Source organism: Streptomyces sp. HUAS MG56 (assembly GCF_058673395.1).
The window spans coordinates 3,505,286-3,521,703 of record NZ_CM178722.1 but is presented as its reverse complement, the minus strand read 5'-3'; the positions used below and the strand labels follow the sequence as shown (position 1 = coordinate 3,521,703).

The following is a 16,418-nucleotide window of genomic DNA, read 5'->3' as shown; positions in this document are numbered from 1 at the left end:
CGAATCATCCTCCTGGCCGGGCCGGTTGTGCGGCTTCCAGGAGTCCGGCGAGTTCGACCAGGTCGGTGCCGGTGAGGCGGGGCAGGGCGCAGCCGGACAGGGTGCGGCAGGCGTCCCGCCAGGCCTGCGGGATGCAGGCGCCGCCGCCCAGCGCCCCGGTGAGGGCACCGGCGAGGGCGGGCGCCGAGTCGGCGACACGGGACAGACAGGCGGCGGCGGGTACGGCCGTGTCGATCCGGCCGCCGGCCGCGGTGGCGAGGGCGAGGGCGACCGGCACGGTCTCCGCGGCGGCGATGCCGTAGCTGTAGACGTGGTCGACGATCTGGTGCTCCAGCAGCGGGACGAGGGCGAAGGCGGACTCGCAGCCCTCGGCGAGGGCCAGGGCGTGGCGCGCGTTGCGGCCGATCTCGGAGTCGGCGGGGAGCTCCGCGAGCGCGGCGCCCACGCAGCGCTCCGGGCCGGCGCCGGTGAGGGCGAGCGCGAGTGCCGCGGCCATGGCGCGGGCGCCGTGCACGCCGTCGCCGTCCTGGGTGTAGCGGGCGTCGAACTCGGCGAGTGCGGCGGCGCGTTCGGGATCGCCGGGGTGGGCGACGGCGAGGACGCAGGCACGGACGCAGGCGGCGTCGTCGAAGTAGTGCGGGTTGTCGTGGCCGGTGGCGGGCGGGCGCAGGCCGGTGGCGAGGTTGCCGAGACCGGCGCGGACCGAGATGCGGGCGCGCAGCGGGAGGACGGCGGACTCGATCTCGGGCGCGCGCTCGGCCGCGGCGGCGACCTCCGCGGCCACGGCGGTCCAGGTGAGGTCGATGGCGGCGCGGGTACGGCGCTCCCGGCTGAGGTCGCCGAGGACGTCGTCGTCGCCGGCCCGCAGCACCGCCTCCGCGGCGAAGGCCGCCCACTCGGCGTCGTCGGAGGGGCCGAGGCGCAGCGGCTCGGGCGGCTGGTTGAGGGCGATCGGCACCGGGAGGGTGGTGGTGGCGTTCTGTTCGGCGAAGGTGTCCAGCTCGCGGGTGAGCCGGCGGGTCCACTCGGGCATACGGGCGGCGCGGTGCCGCGCGGCCGGCCAGCCGGCGGCGTCGCCTGCCGCGAGGCCGAGCAGGAGCCCCTCGATACGGCGTACGGTCATGACAGCACCTCACTGCCCGGGTGCCCGGCCAGCGGGCTTCGTACCGTGGGGCGGGGCGGTCCGGGTTCGGGTACCAGCAGTTCCGCCACCTCCAGCACGTGGTGGCCCGCCATCGACGGCAGACAGCGGCCCCGGGACGGGCCGATCGCCGCGGACCAGTGGGCGGGGATCGCCGCCGCGCCCCGGGTCGCGCCGGACAGGGCGCCCGCCACCGCCGCCGTCGTGTCCGCGTCGCGGCCCATGTTGACGGCCGTCAGGACCGCCTCCCGGAAGTCGCCGTCGGCCGCCGCGTACGCGCCGAAGGCGAGGGCGACCGCCTCGGGCGCCAGGTCGGTCCAGGGGTAGCCGCCGATGACCACCGCGCAGCGCACCGCCCGTTCGCCGCGGTGGGCCACCGCCACCGCACGCCGCAGGGAGCGTGCCGTCCAGGAGTCCTCGGGGATCACCGCCAGGGCCGCGGCGATCACCACCGGGAGCGGGGCGCCGGTCATCGCCGCCGCCACGCCCGCCGCCACCGCCTGGCCGCCGTAGATGCCCTCGCCCTCGTGGCTCACCGAGCCGTCGATCGCCACGAGACGGGCGGCCTCGGCGGGGCGGCCCGCCGCGAAGACGCCGAACGGCGCCGCCCGCATCGCCAGACCGTCGCTCCAGGCGTGGCGGTGCTGGGCGGAGATGGGGGCCGCGAGGCCCCGGCGCAGGTTCTCCAGCGTGCCGCGCTCACTGAAGCCGGCGCCGCGGAAGGGGCCTTCGGCCCGGTCGGCGATCCACTCGTGCCAGGCCGCCTCCACATGGGCCGGGGTGAGCGCCGAGCCGTGCCGGGCGAGCAGCAGTCCCGAGAAGATCGCGTACTCCGTGTCGTCCGTCCCGCAGGGGTGCTCGGTGACGTAGTCCGTGATGCGGCCCCAGCGGGCGCGGATCTCGGAGGGCCTGAGGTTCTCCGCGGGCGCGCCCAGCGCGTCGCCCACGGCGAGGCCGAGCAGCGCGCCGCGCGCCCGTTCGCGCGGCCCGGCGGTGTCCCCGTTCCCGTCCCCGGCGGCCGGGGACGGGGGAGTGCAGGCGATCGATGCCATGGCGGGCTCCTTCGGCGAGACCACGAACACGCTTTGCGGATGTGTCCCACGGGCCGCCGTCGGGTGTGCCTCCGAGCGGCTCCCGTCACCCAGTCGGCATCTGAGCCTCAGTGGGCACGGATGAGCAAAGTCGGGTAAAGCCGCAGGTTAGCCCAGCCTTCCCTTGCTGGCGGAGAGGAAGTGATCGGCGTACCTTCGGTGTTGTCGAAGAATAGAACTCGTCCAAAGTTAGCTTTGGCTAAGCTATCCCGGGGGCTCCCATGGCCATCATCGAAACCGAGGCCGCGCTGCACGAGGCGCACCGCGACAACCACACGCACCGCGATGTCAACGGCGGCTGGCTGCGCCCCGCCGTCTTCGGAGCGATGGACGGCCTGGTCTCCAACCTCGCCCTGCTGACCGGCGTGGCCGGCGGTTCCGTCGGCCACCAGACGATCGTCATCACCGGGCTGGCGGGGCTCGCCGCCGGTGCCTTCTCGATGGCCGCCGGCGAGTACACCTCCGTCGCCTCCCAGCGCGAGCTGGTCGAGGCCGAGCTCGACGTCGAGCGCCGCGAGCTGCGCAAGCACCCGCAGGACGAGGAGGACGAGCTCGCCGCACTCTACGTCTCCCGGGGCGTCGAGCCCGGGCTGGCCCGTGAGGTCGCGCGGCAGCTGTCCAGGGACCCCGAGCAGGCGCTGGAGATCCACGCCCGCGAGGAACTGGGGATCGACCCCGGCGACCTGCCGTCGCCGCTGGTCGCGGCCGTCTCGTCGTTCGGGTCCTTCGCGCTCGGCGCGCTGCTGCCGGTGCTGCCGTTCCTGCTCGGCGCGACCGCGCTGTGGCCCGCCCTGCTGCTGGCCCTCGTCGGGCTGTTCGGCTGCGGTGCCGTGGTGGCCCGGGTGACCGCGCGGAGCTGGTGGTACAGCGGCCTGCGGCAGCTCGCGCTCGGCGGTGCGGCCGCTGGTGTGACATACGCCCTGGGCAGCCTGTTCGGAACGGCCGTAGGATAGTGCTACCGGTACTTATGCGATGGGCCGCATAAGTACCCGTTACTCGCTGGTTTCGAATGCTTAACCACCGGGCATGAGCCGTAAGCGCCGCGGGCAACGACGCCTGTCGCACCCCCATGGGGCGAGTGAAGACGCTCTCCCCGCCCCCCGTGGGCCGCCGGACACCGATCCGATCGATCTTTGTCCGCGACGGTCCCCTCGCCATGTCGCCGCCCCGCGCGGTACCGCCGTCACCCCGCGGCACCCCTCGCCGTCTCGTGCGGCACCGCTGCCATGTACCCCGTGGCGTCCGCATGTTGGAACGCGGTATCCGGTTCCCGAGAATCGCTCCATCATGTAACCTGCACGAAATTTTGATCTCACATAGAGATCTTTCGCAGAGGGCCAACGTCGTCCCTCGGCACCTGCCACATGCCACATGACGACGACGGGAGAGCCGATGCGTACGCCGCGCCAGCCGTCCCAGCACTCCGAGAATGGCCAGAACTGGTCGTTCATGGATGCTCGCCCTGCTGCACAGGGTATGTACGACCCCCGCAACGAACACGACGCGTGCGGCGTCGGTTTCGTCGCCACCCTCACCGGCGAGGCGTCCCACACGCTGGTCGAACAGGCCCTCACCGTCCTGCGCAACCTGGAACACCGCGGTGCCACCGGCTCCGAGCCCGATTCGGGGGACGGCGCCGGCATCCTCTCCCAGGTGCCCGACGCCTTCTTCCGCGAGGTGGCCGGATTCGACCTTCCCTCGGCGGGCTCGTACGCGGTAGGCATCGCCTTCCTTCCCGAGGAGGGGACCGAGGACGCCGTCTCACAGATCGAGACGATCGCCGGCGAGGAGGGCCTCACCGTCCTCGGCTGGCGCGCGGTCCCGGTCGCGCCCGAACTGCTCGGCGCCACCGCCCGCTCCACCATGCCGGTCTTCCGGCAGGTCTTCGTCACCGACGGCGCCAGCGAGGGCATCGCGCTGGACCGCAAGGCCTTCGTGCTGCGCAAGCGCGCCGAGCGCGAGGCCGGTGTCTACTTCCCGTCCCTGTCCGCGCGCACGATCGTCTACAAGGGCATGCTGACCACCGGCCAGCTGGAGCCCTTCTTCCCGGACCTGTCCGACCGCCGCTTCGGCTCCGCGGTCGCGCTCGTCCACTCACGCTTCTCCACGAACACCTTCCCGTCGTGGCCGCTCGCGCACCCGTACCGCTTCGTCGCGCACAACGGTGAGATCAACACCGTCAAGGGCAACCGCAACTGGATGCGCGCCCGCGAGTCCCAGCTGGTCTCCGACCTGTTCGGCCCCGGCGACCTCGACCGCGTCTTCCCGGTCTGTACGCCGGACGCCTCCGACTCCGCCTCCTTCGACGAGGTCCTGGAGCTGCTGCACCTCGGCGGCCGTTCCCTCCCGCACTCCGTGCTGATGATGATCCCGGAGGCGTGGGAGAACCACGTCTCCATGGACCCGGCCCGGCGCGCCTTCTACGGCTTCCACTCCACGATGATGGAGCCCTGGGACGGCCCCGCCTGCGTCACCTTCACCGACGGCACCCAGGTCGGCGCCGTGCTCGACCGCAACGGTCTGCGCCCCGGCCGCTACTGGGTCACCGACGACGGCCTCGTCGTCCTCGGCTCCGAGGTCGGCGTCCTCGACATCGACCCCGCCAAGGTCGTCCGCAAGGGCCGCCTCCAGCCGGGCCGGATGTTCCTCGTCGACACCGCCGAGCACCGCATCATCGAGGACGACGAGATCAAGGCGACCCTCGCCGCCGAGCAGCCGTACGCCGAGTGGGTCGAGGCCGGCGAGATCGAGCTGGGCGACCTGCCCGAGCGCGAGCACATCGTCCACACCCACGCCTCGGTCACCCGCCGCCAGCAGACCTTCGGCTACACCGAGGAGGAGCTGCGCGTCATCCTCGCCCCGATGGCCCGCACCGGCGCCGAGCCGATCGGCTCGATGGGCACGGACAGCCCGATCGCCGCTCTCTCCGAGCGCCCGCGGCTGCTCTTCGACTACTTCACCCAGCTGTTCGCGCAGGTCACCAACCCGCCGCTGGACGCGATCCGCGAGGAGCTGGTCACCTCCCTGCGCTCGTCGCTGGGCCCGCAGGGCAACCTCCTCGACCCGACCGCCGCCTCCTGCCGGTCCGTCACGCTGCCCTTCCCGGTGATCGACAACGACGAGCTCGCCAAGCTCATCCACATCAACGCCGACGGCGACATGCCGGGCTTCAAGGCGGCGACCCTCTCCGGTCTGTACCGGGTCTCCGGCGGCGGTGACTCCCTCGCCGCGCGCATCGCCGAGATCTGCGCCGAGGCCGACACCGCCATCGACAACGGCGCCCACCTGATCGTCCTGTCCGACCGGCACTCCGACGCCGAGCACGCGCCGATCCCGTCGCTGCTGCTCACCGCAGCCGTCCACCACCACCTCATCCGCACCAAGCAGCGCACCCACGTGGGCCTGCTGGTCGAGGCCGGTGACGTCCGCGAGGTCCACCACGTCGCCCTGCTCATCGGCTTCGGTGCCGCCGCCGTCAACCCGTACCTGGCGATGGAGTCGGTGGAGGACCTGCTGCGCGCCGGTACGTTCCTCAACGGCATCGAGCCCGAGAAGGCCATCAAGAACCTGATCTACGCCCTCGGCAAGGGCGTGCTGAAGGTCATGTCGAAGATGGGCATCTCCACCGTCGCCTCCTACCGCGGCGCCCAGGTCTTCGAGGCCGTCGGCCTGGACGAGGCCTTCGTCGAGAAGTACTTCAACGGCACCGCCACCAAGATCGGCGGCGTCGGCATCGACGTCATCGCCGAGGAGGTCGCCGCCCGCCACGCCAAGGCCTACCCCGCCTCCGGCATCGCCCCCGCGCACCGCGCGCTGGAGATCGGCGGCGAGTACCAGTGGCGCCGCGAGGGCGAGCCGCATCTGTTCGACCCGGAGACGGTCTTCCGCCTCCAGCACGCCACGCGCACCGGCCGCTTCGACATCTTCAAGAAGTACACGGACCGCGTGAACGAGCAGTCCGAGCGCCTCATGACGCTCCGCGGCCTGTTCGGCTTCACCTCCGGCCGAGCCCCGATCTCCGTCGACGAGGTCGAGCCGGCGAGCGAGATCGTCAAGCGGTTCTCGACGGGCGCCATGTCGTACGGCTCCATCTCCAAGGAGGCGCACGAGACCCTCGCCATCGCCATGAACCAGCTGGGCGGCAAGTCCAACACCGGTGAGGGCGGCGAGGACCCGGAGCGCCTGTACGACCCGGCGCGCCGCTCGGCGATCAAGCAGGTCGCCTCCGGCCGCTTCGGCGTGACCTCGGAGTACCTGGTCAACGCGGACGACATCCAGATCAAGATGGCCCAGGGCGCCAAGCCCGGCGAGGGCGGCCAGCTGCCCGGCCACAAGGTCTACCCGTGGGTCGCGAAGACCCGGCACTCGACGCCGGGCGTCGGCCTGATCTCCCCGCCGCCGCACCACGACATCTACTCCATCGAGGACCTGGCCCAGCTGATCCACGACCTGAAGAACGCGAACCCGCAGGCGCGGATTCACGTGAAGCTGGTCTCCGAGGTCGGCGTCGGCACGGTCGCGGCCGGTGTGTCCAAGGCGCACGCGGACGTCGTCCTCATCTCCGGCCACGACGGCGGCACGGGCGCATCCCCGCTCACCTCGCTGAAGCACGCGGGCGGCCCCTGGGAGCTCGGCCTCGCCGAGACCCAGCAGACCCTGCTGCTCAACGGCCTGCGCGACCGCATCGTCGTGCAGACCGACGGTCAGCTGAAGACCGGCCGTGACGTCGTCATCGCCGCGCTGCTCGGCGCCGAGGAGTTCGGTTTCGCGACCGCGCCGCTCGTCGTCTCCGGCTGCGTCATGATGCGCGTCTGCCACCTGGACACCTGCCCGGTCGGCATCGCCACCCAGAACCCGGTGCTGCGCGACCGCTTCGCCGGCAAGGCCGAATACGTGGTGAACTTCTTCCGGTTCATCGCGGAGGAGGTCCGCGAGCTCCTCGCCGAGCTGGGCTTCCGCTCCATCGAGGAGGCCGTCGGCCACGCCGAGGTCCTCGACGTCCAGCGCGCCGTCGACCACTGGAAGGCGCAGGGCCTGGACCTGGAGCCGCTGTTCCACGTGCCGTCGCTGCCCGAGGGTGCCGTCCGCCACCAGCTGATCGCCCAGGACCACGGCCTGGAGAAGGCGCTCGACAACGAGCTGATCAAGCTCGCCGCCGACGCGCTGAGCGCGGGCTCGGCCGAGGACGCCCAGCCGGTGCGCGCCCAGGTCGCCATCCGCAACATCAACCGCACGGTCGGCACCATGCTCGGCCACGAGGTGACGAAGAAGTTCGGCGGTGCGGGCCTGCCCGAGGACACCATCGACATCACCTTCACCGGCTCGGCCGGCCAGTCCTTCGGCGCGTTCCTGCCGCGCGGTGTCACGCTGCGCCTGGAGGGCGACGCCAACGACTACGTGGGCAAGGGCCTGTCCGGCGGCCGGATCGTCGTCCGCCCGGACCGCGCGGCCGACCACCTCGCCGAGTACTCGACCATCGCGGGCAACACCATCGGCTACGGCGCCACCGCCGGCGAGCTGTACCTGCGCGGCCGTACCGGTGAGCGGTTCTGCGTCCGCAACTCCGGCGCGCTGGTCGTCTCCGAGGGCGTGGGCGACCACGGCTGCGAGTACATGACCGGCGGCCACGCGGTCGTCCTCGGCCCGACCGGCCGCAACTTCGCGGCGGGCATGTCCGGCGGCATCGCCTACGTCATCGACCTCGACCGCGACAACGTCAACGTCGGCAACGTCGATGCCGTCGAGGCACTGGACGACACGGACAAGCGGTGGCTGCACGACGTGGTGCGCCGCCACGCCGAGGAGACCGGCTCGACGGTCGCCGAGAAGCTGCTCGCCGACTGGGACGCGGCCGCGGCCCGGTTCAGCAAGATCATCCCCAGCACGTACAAGGCAGTGCTCGCCGCCAAGGACGCCGCCGAGCGAGCGGGTCTCACCGAGACCGAGATCACCGAGAAGATGATGGAGGCGGCGATCAATGGCTGACCCGAAGGGCTTCCTGAACCACGGCCGCGAGGTCGCCCGGACCCGTCCCGTCGGTGAGCGCGTCAAGGACTGGAACGAGGTCTACGTCCCCGGCTCCCTGCTGCCGATCATCAGCAAGCAGGCCAGCCGCTGCATGGACTGCGGCATCCCGTTCTGCCACAACGGCTGTCCGCTGGGCAACCTCATCCCCGAGTGGAACGACTACGCCTACCGCGAGGACTGGGCGGCAGCCCAGGAGCGCCTGCACGCGACCAACAACTTCCCGGAGTTCACCGGTCGCCTCTGCCCGGCGCCCTGCGAGTCGGCCTGCGTGCTCGGCATCAACCAGCAGCCGGTCACCATCAAGAACGTCGAGGTCTCGATCATCGACAAGGCGTGGGAGACCGGGGACGTCGCCCCGCAGATCCCCGAGCGCCTGTCCGGCAAGACGGTCGCGGTCATCGGCTCCGGCCCCTCGGGTCTCGCCGCCGCCCAGCAGCTGACCCGGGCCGGCCACACGGTCGCCGTCTACGAGCGCGCGGACCGCATCGGAGGCCTGCTGCGGTACGGCATCCCCGAGTTCAAGATGGAGAAGCGGCACATCAACCGCCGTATCGAGCAGATGCGCGCGGAGGGCACCCGCTTCCGTACCGGCGTCGAGATCGGCCGCGACATCAACGCGCGCGACCTGAAGAAGCGGTACGACGCGATCGTGATCGCCGCCGGTGCCACCATGGCCCGCGACCTCCCGGTCCCCGGCCGCGAGCTCAAGGGCATCCACCAGGCCATGGAGTACCTGCCGCTGGCCAACAAGGTCCAGGAGGGCGACTACGTGGCGCCCCCGATCTCGGCCGAGGGCAAGCACGTCGTCGTGATCGGCGGCGGTGACACCGGCGCGGACTGCGTGGGCACCGCCCACCGCCAGGGCGCGGCCTCCGTCACCCAGCTGGAGATCATGCCCCGCCCCAACGACGAGCGGCACCCGACCGGCCAGCCCTGGCCGACCTTCCCGATCCTGTACAAGGTCACCTCGGCCCACGAGGAGGGCGGCGAGCGGATCTACTCCGCCTCCACCACCCACTTCGAGGGCGACGAGGACGGCAACGTGCAGTGGCTGCACCTCGCCGAGGTCGAGTTCGTCGACGGCAAGCTGACCTCCAAGCCGGGCACCGAGCGCAGGATCCCGGCCCAGCTGGTCACCCTCGCCATGGGCTTCACCGGCACCGACCGGGAGAACGGCCTGGTCGAGCAGTTTGGTCTGGACCTCGACGAGCGGGGTAACATCGCCCGCGACGCCGACTTCCAGACCAACGTGCCGGGTGTGTTCGTCGCCGGTGACGCCGGCCGCGGGCAGTCCCTCATCGTGTGGGCGATCGCGGAGGGCCGCTCGGCCGCCCGCGGTGTCGACCGCCACCTGACCGGTGCCAGCGACCTGCCGGCCCCGATCCGCCCGACGGACCGCGCCCTGGCGGTCTGACCCCGGACCCCTCGGGTCCCCTGCAGACGTCCCGTACAACGGCGTACGGAACACTGACGACGCCTGCCCGACTGTCCCCGACCGGACGCTGGGCAGGCGTCGTCGCATGTCCGCACAGCCGAGGGGAAAGCATGACCGCGATCAGCCTGCGCAAGGTGGAGGAGACGGCCCCGGGGCTGGTCAGCCTGTACAAGACCGCCGGCGTGTCCCTGCGCGAGCACGGCCTGGACGGGCAGCGCGCCGCCGTCTACCTCGTGCTCGACCACTCGGGCTCCATGCGGCCGTACTACCAGGACGGCAGCGTGCAGGCGCTCGCCGACCGGGTGCTGGGGCTGTCCGCGCACCTCGACGACGACGGGCGGGTGCCGGTGGTGTTCTTCTCCACGGACGTCGACGCGGTCACCGACATCGCCCTCGACCGCCACGAGGGCGCCGTCGAGCGGATCGTGGCCGGGCTCGGGCACATGGGGAAGACCAGCTACCACCTGGCGATGGACGCCGTCATCGACCACTACCTGGACAGCGGCGCCACCGACCCCGCCCTCGTCGTCTTCCAGACCGACGGCGGTCCGATCAGCCGGCCCGCCGCCGAGCGGTATCTGTGCAAGGCGGCGAAACTCCCGCTGTTCTGGCAGTTCGTCGGCTTCGGCGACCCGGGCAGCCGGCAGTTCGACTTCCTGCGGAAACTGGACGAGCTGGCCGTCCCCGGCAAGCGGATCGTGGACAACGCCGGCTTCTTCCACGCCGGCGAGGACCCGCGGCGCCTGTCCGACGCCGAGCTGTACGACCGGCTCTGCGGGGAGTTCCCGCAGTGGCTGGCGGCCGCCCGCGCCGCCGGGATCCTCCGGCCGCCCGCCGCGTGAACCGGCCGTCGGTCAGGGCGAGTCCGAGGGGGCCGGCGTCTTGAGCGCGTCCTCCAGGAACACCTCCCGGCACTCCTCGGGGCTGCCCCACGCGGTGCGCAGCGCACGGGCCTTGGTCAGCCACAGGGACAGGTCGTACTCGGCGGTGTAGCCGATCGCGCCGTGCAGTTGCAGTGCCGTGCGGGCCGTCGTGTACGCCGCGTCGCAGGCCATGAGCTTGGCGGCGGCCACGTCCGCCGGGCGCAGCGATACCGCCGCGCCGAACAGCAGCGGGCGCGCGAACTCCAGGGCCGTCGCGGCGTCGGCGAGGCGGTGCTTGACCGCCTGGAAGGAGCCGACGGGGACGCCGAACTGGGTGCGCTGCCTGACGTACGCCACGGTGCGGTCGAGCAGCGCCAGCCCGACCCCGAGGGCCTGGGCGGCGACGGCCAGCCGGGCCCAGGTGAGCGCGCGGTCGAACGGCGGGCCGGGGTCGAGGAGTTCGCCGTCCGGCACGAGCGGTGTCAGGCGGCGGGCCGGGTCGAGGGAGCGGCGCACCGGGCCTGCGGAGGCCAGGCGCAGCCCGTCGGGGGCGCGGGCGAGGCGGACCGCGGCCGCGTCGCCGTCGAGGGCATGGCCGTGCGGCACCGCTGCCGTCGTCGCGAGGTCCGTACCCGCCAGGAGGCCCGGCAGGAACCGCTTCGCGAGCGGGGGGTCGGCAAGCAGTACGGCCGCCGCGACCGTCTCCGCCAGCGGACCCGGCACCGCATGCCGCCCCAACTCCACGAAGGCGAAGGCCAGTTCCACCGGATGCCGACCCAGCCCGCCGTGCTCCTCCGGCACCGCCAGGCCGAACACCCCCGCCCGGGCGACACGGCGCCACAACGCGCGCCCGCGCGCATGGTCGCCGCGGCTCCAGTCGCGGATCACCGCCGGGGTGTCCGCGGCCGTCAGCATCGCGTGCAGCGAGTCGGTGAAGGCGCGCTGCTCGGCATCGGGCAGGAAGCGCATCAGCGGCGTCCCTTCGGCAGGCCGAGCAGCCGCTCGGCGACGATGTCCCGCTGGATCTCGTTGGTACCGGCGTAGATGGGTCCGGCCAGCGCGAACACATACCCCTCGGACCAGCCGGAGTCGGCCGACTCGCCCTCGTCGTCCAGCAGATCGAGCGCCGTCTCGTGCAGCGCGAGGTCCAGCTCGGACCAGAACACCTTGTTCATGCTGGACTCGGGGCCGAGCCGCTCGCCCTCCAGGAAGCGGGCGGCGGCCGCGTAGGTGAACAGCTGGTAGGCGCGGGCGCCGATCAGGGCGTCGGCCACGCGCGCGCGTGCGTGCTCGGGGCAGCCGCGCTCCCGCCACAGCTCGGCCAGCCGGCCGGCCGCGGCGAGGAAGCGGCCCGGGGAGCGCAGGGTGAGCCCGCGTTCGTTGCCCGCCGTGGACATCGCGATCCGCCAGCCCTGGCCGGGCTCGCCGATCACGTCCTCGTCCGGGACGAACACGTCGTCCAGGAACAGCTCCGCGAAGGCCGGTCTGCCGTCCAGGCGGCCGACGGGGCGGACGGTGACACCGGGCGCGCGCAGGTCGAACATCAGGTACGTGAGCCCCTGGTGGGGCTTCGGGGCGTCGGGGTGACTGCGGAACAACCCGAAGGCCCGGTCGGCGAAGGCCGCCCGCGAGGACCAGGTCTTGTGCCCGTTGAGCAGCCAGCCGCCCTCCGTCCGCGCCGCCCGTGAGGTGAGGGAGGCCAGGTCGGAGCCCGCCTCCGGTTCGGACCAGGCCTGCGCCCAGACCACCTCGCCGGTGGCCATCGGAGGCAGCACGCGCGCGCGTTGCTCCTGCGTGCCGTGGTCGAAGAGCGTCGGCGCGAGCAGGCTGACGCCGTTCTGCCCGACCCGGCCCGGCGCGCCCGCCGCCCAGTACTCCTCCTCGAAGACCAGCCAGCGCAGCAGACCGGCGTCCCGGCCGCCGTACCGCTGCGGCCAGGACACCACCGACCAGCGGTCCGCGGCCAGTTCGGCCTCCCAGGCGCGGTGCGCCGCGAAGCCCTCCGCCGTCTCCAGGGACGGCAGCGGCGTGCGCGGCACGTGCGCCCGGAGCCAGGCGCGGGCCTCGGCGCGGAACTCCTCGTCGGCTTCGGAATGGGTCAGGTCCACGGCGGCTGCCCCTTTCTCCAGCAGGCTTCCCTAACAAGTGTTTGGTAGGTTAGCGTGACTCCATGACAGGCGTCGAGAGCCCGGCCTACGTCGTCGGACACGGACTGCTCCGGGGCCGCACCGCCGTCATCACCGCGGCGGCCGGCGCCGGCATCGGCGGGGCGACCGCGCACCGCTTCCTGGAGGAGGGCGCGCGCGTGCTGATCAGCGACGCGCACACGCGCCGGCTGCAGGAGCACGAGAGCGAGCTGCGCCGCAAGTTCCCGGGCCGGGTGGCGGCGGTGCCGTGCGACGTCACCGACGAGGCGCAGGTGCGGACCCTGTTCGAGACGGCCGCGCAGGAGCACGGCAGACTCGACATCGTCGTCAACAACGCGGGCCTGGGCGGCACTTCGGACCTCGCCGACATGAGCGACGAACAGTGGTCCCGGGTCCTGGACGTGACCCTGAACGGCACCTTCCGCTGCACGCGCGCCGCCCTGCGGTCCATGCGCGAGACCGGCGGCGGGGTGATCGTCAACAACGCCTCCGTCGTCGGCTGGCGCGCCCAGGCCGGGCAGGCGCACTACGCCGCCGCCAAGGCCGGGGTGATGGCGCTGACCCGCTGCGCGGCGATCGAGGCCGCCGCCTACGGCGTCCGGGTCAACGCGGTCGCCCCCAGCCTCGCCATGCACCCCCACCTGGTGAAGGTCACCTCCGCCGAACTGCTGGAGGAACTGACCGGGCGGGAGGCCTTCGGACGCTGGGCGCAGCCCTGGGAGGTGGCCAACGTGATCGTGTTCCTGGCGTCCGGCTACTCCTCGTACCTGACCGGCGAGGTCGTCTCCGTCAGCAGCCAGCATGCCTAGGCCCACCGGTCCCGGCACCGGAAAGGGGCCGGGTACCAGAATGGGTCCGTGCCGACCAAGAAGAAGCCCCAGGTGACCCCGGCAGCGGCCCGGCGCGGCGAACTCCTCACCACCGCCGCCGAGGTCTTCGCCGAGCACGGCTACAACGCCACCACCGTCCGCAAGATCGCCGACCACGCCGGGATGCTCGCGGGCAGTCTCTACTACCACTTCGACTCCAAGGAGTCGATGCTTGAGGAGATCCTGCGGACCTTCCTCGACGAGCTCTGGGACGGCTACGACACCGTCCTCGACTCCGCACTCGGGCCCCGCGAGACGCTGGAGGCCCTGGTCACCGAGTCCTTCCGGGAGATCGACCGGCACCGCGCGGCCGTCGCCATCTACCAGAAGGAGAGCCGGCAGCTCGTCGCCCAGGACCGGTTCGCGTTTCTCGCCGAGTCCCAGCGCCGGTTCGAGAAGGCCTGGCTGTCCACGCTGGAACGCGGCGTGGCCGAGCACGTCTTCCGCGCCGACCTGGACGTCCGCCTCACCTACCGGTTCGTCCGCGACACCGTCTGGGTCGCCGCCTCCTGGTACCGGCCCGGCGGACAGCACAGCCCGGAGGAGATCGCCCGCCAGTACCTGTCGATGGTGCTGGACGGGATCGCCGTACGCGAGTGACACCGTCTGCATCACGCCCCTTTCCTGTGAGGGAGTTGTCATGGCCGAGGCCTACATCGTCGAAGCGGTCCGCACGCCCGTCGGGCGGCGCGGGGGAGGGCTCAGCGCGGTCCACCCGGCCGACCTGGGCGCACACGTGCTCACCGCGCTGGTACGACGGGCCGGGATCGACCCGGCCGCCGTGGAGGACGTGGTCTTCGGCTGCCTGGACACGGTGGGGCCGCAGGCCGGGGACATCGCCCGCACCTGCTGGCTGGCCGCGGGCCTGCCGGAGGAGGTGCCGGGCGTGACCGTCGACCGGCAGTGCGGGTCCTCCCAGCAGGCCGTGCACTTCGCCGCGCAGGCCGTGCTCTCCGGCACGCAGGACCTGGTGATCGCCGGCGGGGTGCAGAACATGTCCCAGATCCCCATCGCCTTCGCCTCCCGGCAGGCCGCCGCCCCCCTCGGCCTCACCGACGGTCCCTTCCTCGGCAGCTCCGGCTGGCGCGCCCGTTACGGCGACCGGCCCGTCAACCAGTTCGCCGGCGCCGAGATGATCGCCGCCAAGTGGGGCATCAGCCGCGAGGACCAGGAGGAGTTCGCCCTGCGCTCGCACCGGCGCGCCCTCCACGCCCTCGACACCGGCCGCTTCGAGCGCGAGACCGTCCCCCACGGTGAGGTCACCGTGGACGAGGGCCCCCGCCGGGACACCTCCCTGGAGAAGATGGCCACGCTGAAGCCCGTCCTCGACGGCGGCACCATCACCGCGGCCTGCTCCTCCCAGGTCTCCGACGGCGCCGCGGCCATGCTGCTCGCCTCGGAGCACGCCGTCCGCGAGCACGGGCTGCGCCCGCGCGCCCGCGTCCACCACCTCTCCGTGCGCGGCGAGGACCCGATCCGCATGCTCTCCGCGCCGATCCCGGCCACCGCCCACGCCCTGAAGAAGACCGGCCTGACGCTGGACGCCATCGACCTTGTCGAGATCAACGAGGCCTTCGCCCCGGTCGTCCTCGCCTGGCTGAAGGAGACCGGTGCCGATCCCGACAAGGTCAACGTCAACGGCGGCGCGATCGCCCTCGGCCACCCCCTCGGCGCGACCGGCGTCCGCCTGATGACGACCCTGCTCCACGAACTGGAACGCACCGGCGGCCGCTACGGCCTCCAGACCATGTGCGAGGGCGGCGGCCAGGCCAATGTGACGATCATCGAACGCCTCTGAGTCCCGGCAGGCGAGCCAGCACCTCCTCCGCCTCCTTCGCGATCCTCTCCACCAGCTCCGCGCACGACGGCAGGTCGTCGATCACCCCGGCGACCTGCCCGGACGCCATCACCCCGAGATCCGTACGGCCGTCCACCATCGCGGATCTCAGCAGCATCGGCGTGTTCGCCGCCAGCAGCACCTGGCTCCAGCTCAGCTCCTTTCCGTGCTTCATGGCCAGGCCGTCCCGCAGCATCTCCCGCCAGCCGAGACCCGACAGCCGCCGGAAGCCGGCCGCCTTCCGCAGCGCGTGGGCCAGGGCCCGGATCCGGCCCGACCGCTCCAGCGCGGCCACCAGGTCCGTGCGCAGCATCCGGTGCGGCAGGCCGTCCACCGCCCGGGTGACCGTGACGTCCCGGACCGTCGCGGCCAGATAGCGGGCCTTCACCGCGTCCGGCACCGTCGAGTCGGACGTGAGCAGGAACCGTGTGCCCATCGCCACCCCGGCCGCCCCGTACGCCAGCGCCGCCACCAGGCCCCGCCCGTCGAAGAAACCGCCCGCCGCCACCACCGGTATGTCCACCGCGTCCACGACCTGCGGCAGCAGCACGCTCGTCGCCACCTCGCCGGTGTGCCCGCCGCCCTCGCCGCCCTGCACGATCACCGCGTCCGCACCCCACGCGGCGACCTTCTCCGCATGCCGCCGTGCCCCGACGGACGGGATGACGACCACGCCCGCCTCCTTCAGCCGGGCGATCAGCCCGGCCGAGGGGGCCAGGGCGAAGGAGGCCACCCGGACGCCCTCCGCCAGCATGATCTCCACCCGGTCGGCCGCGTCGCCCGCGTCGGCCCGCAGGTTCACCCCGAACGGCGCGTCGGTGCGCGACCTCACCTCCCGTATCGCGTCCCGCAGTTGACCGGGCGTCATCGTCGCCGAGGCCAGGATGCCGAGCGCGCCCGCGTTCGCCGCCGCCGAGACCAGACGGGGGCCGGCCACCCAGCCCATTCCGGTCTGCACGATCGGATGCCGTATGCCGACCAGCCGGGTCAGCGCCGTCTCCATCCGCC

12 protein-coding genes are annotated in these 16,418 nt (G+C 72.6%); 7 read left to right on the top strand and 5 right to left on the bottom strand.

Translation table 11 applies throughout. The features are described from left to right. Positions 1-4: 4 nt before the first annotated feature. The gene (locus tag AC4OXY_RS16735; protein WP_356021120.1) at positions 5-1,123 is read right to left on the bottom strand and encodes an ADP-ribosylglycohydrolase family protein; all 1,119 of its coding nucleotides are present in this window, start codon (positions 1,121-1,123) and stop codon (positions 5-7) included. After that, positions 1,120-2,193, bottom strand: coding sequence for an ADP-ribosylglycohydrolase family protein (locus tag AC4OXY_RS16730; protein ID WP_491994153.1), 1,074 nt, complete (start codon positions 2,191-2,193; stop codon positions 1,120-1,122). Before AC4OXY_RS16730 ends, AC4OXY_RS16735 begins: the two co-directional genes overlap by 4 nt. A 260-nt stretch (positions 2,194-2,453) precedes the next feature. Between AC4OXY_RS16730 and AC4OXY_RS16725 the strand changes: the two genes are divergently transcribed. The 4 genes from AC4OXY_RS16725 to AC4OXY_RS16710 all read left to right on the top strand — a co-directional run bounded on the left by AC4OXY_RS16725 (position 2,454) and on the right by AC4OXY_RS16710 (position 10,536). Further along, positions 2,454-3,185, top strand: coding sequence for a VIT1/CCC1 transporter family protein (locus AC4OXY_RS16725; RefSeq protein WP_356021125.1), 732 nt, complete (start codon positions 2,454-2,456; stop codon positions 3,183-3,185). A 439-nt stretch (positions 3,186-3,624) separates the two neighbouring features. Then, positions 3,625-8,217, top strand: a complete 4,593-nt coding sequence (gene gltB / locus AC4OXY_RS16720; protein WP_491994152.1) for a glutamate synthase large subunit — start codon at positions 3,625-3,627, stop codon at positions 8,215-8,217. Further along, positions 8,210-9,673: a glutamate synthase subunit beta gene (locus AC4OXY_RS16715; protein ID WP_356021130.1), complete on the top strand. Its 1,464-nt coding sequence runs from the start codon at positions 8,210-8,212 to the stop codon at positions 9,671-9,673. Before gltB ends, AC4OXY_RS16715 begins: the two co-directional genes overlap by 8 nt. A 131-nt stretch (positions 9,674-9,804) precedes the next feature. After that, on the top strand, positions 9,805-10,536 hold the full coding sequence (locus AC4OXY_RS16710; protein ID WP_491994151.1) for a vWA domain-containing protein: 732 nt from the start codon (positions 9,805-9,807) through the stop codon (positions 10,534-10,536). 12 nt (positions 10,537-10,548) lie between these two features. Here the strand turns inward: AC4OXY_RS16710 and AC4OXY_RS16705 are convergent, their stop codons facing one another. Both AC4OXY_RS16705 and AC4OXY_RS16700 read right to left on the bottom strand, forming a co-directional pair. Next, the gene (locus tag AC4OXY_RS16705) at positions 10,549-11,526 is read right to left on the bottom strand and encodes an acyl-CoA dehydrogenase family protein (RefSeq protein WP_491994150.1); all 978 of its coding nucleotides are present in this window, start codon (positions 11,524-11,526) and stop codon (positions 10,549-10,551) included. Further along, positions 11,526-12,665: an acyl-CoA dehydrogenase family protein gene (locus AC4OXY_RS16700; RefSeq protein ID WP_356021135.1), complete on the bottom strand. Its 1,140-nt coding sequence runs from the start codon at positions 12,663-12,665 to the stop codon at positions 11,526-11,528. Before AC4OXY_RS16700 ends, AC4OXY_RS16705 begins: the two co-directional genes overlap by 1 nt. A 62-nt stretch (positions 12,666-12,727) precedes the next feature. Between AC4OXY_RS16700 and AC4OXY_RS16695 the strand changes: the two genes are divergently transcribed. The 3 genes from AC4OXY_RS16695 to AC4OXY_RS16685 are packed head-to-tail and all read left to right on the top strand — an operon-like array spanning position 12,728 to position 15,371. Continuing rightward, positions 12,728-13,513 carry an SDR family oxidoreductase gene (locus AC4OXY_RS16695; RefSeq protein WP_376290706.1) on the top strand — a complete coding sequence of 262 codons (786 nt, stop codon included), beginning with the start codon at positions 12,728-12,730 and terminating at the stop codon, positions 13,511-13,513. 48 nt (positions 13,514-13,561) lie between these two features. Further along, positions 13,562-14,173, top strand: coding sequence for a TetR/AcrR family transcriptional regulator (locus tag AC4OXY_RS16690; protein WP_356021139.1), 612 nt, complete (start codon positions 13,562-13,564; stop codon positions 14,171-14,173). Between the two features lie 40 nt (positions 14,174-14,213). After that, positions 14,214-15,371, top strand: a complete 1,158-nt coding sequence (locus tag AC4OXY_RS16685) for an acetyl-CoA C-acetyltransferase (protein WP_356021140.1) — start codon at positions 14,214-14,216, stop codon at positions 15,369-15,371. Here the strand turns inward: AC4OXY_RS16685 and AC4OXY_RS16680 are convergent. Further along, complete coding sequence (locus AC4OXY_RS16680) at positions 15,355-16,413, bottom strand: NAD(P)H-dependent flavin oxidoreductase (RefSeq protein WP_356021142.1); 1,059 nt, start codon at positions 16,411-16,413, stop codon at positions 15,355-15,357. The two genes, AC4OXY_RS16685 and AC4OXY_RS16680, sit on opposite strands and share 17 nt — an antisense overlap. Positions 16,414-16,418: the final 5 nt, after the last annotated feature.